General features: G+C 71.0%; 1 protein-coding gene. It reads left to right on the top strand.

Annotated elements, in window-relative coordinates:
• Positions 1 to 386, top strand: a 386-nt coding sequence (locus E4K09_RS14075) for an NAD(P)/FAD-dependent oxidoreductase (protein ID WP_425293845.1), incomplete at both ends; no start/stop codon positions are given.

Below are 386 nucleotides of genomic sequence, written 5' to 3'. Positions count from 1 at the left end.
GACGCACCCGATGGTGCGCGACGTGTTCGAGGGGGCAAAGCGCATCGGCTACGGGGCCCGCGCCATCATGGAGGGCGGCTGGCAGTCGGTGCCGCGGCTGTCGTTCCCGGGTGGCTGCCTGGTGGGCGACTCGGCCGGCTTCGTGAACGTGCCGCGCATCAAGGGCAGCCACAACGCGATCCTGTCGGGCATGCTGTGCGCCGACCACGTGTTCGCGGCCCTGCAGGCGGGGCGCTCCCATGACGAGGTGGCGTCCTACGAGGAGGCCTGGCGCTCCTCGCCGATCGGCTACGATCTCAAGCGGGTGCGCAACGTCAAGCCGCTCTGGTCGAAATACGGCACGGCCGCCGGCGTGGCGCTGGGCGGCCTCGACATGTGGCTGACCG

The sequence above is a fragment of the Microvirga pakistanensis genome, from assembly GCF_004458765.1.
Classification (GTDB): Bacteria; Pseudomonadota; Alphaproteobacteria; order Rhizobiales; family Beijerinckiaceae; genus Microvirga; species Microvirga pakistanensis.
Note: the sequence above shows the minus strand (reverse complement) of the source record. Positions and strands in the feature narration are given on the sequence as shown.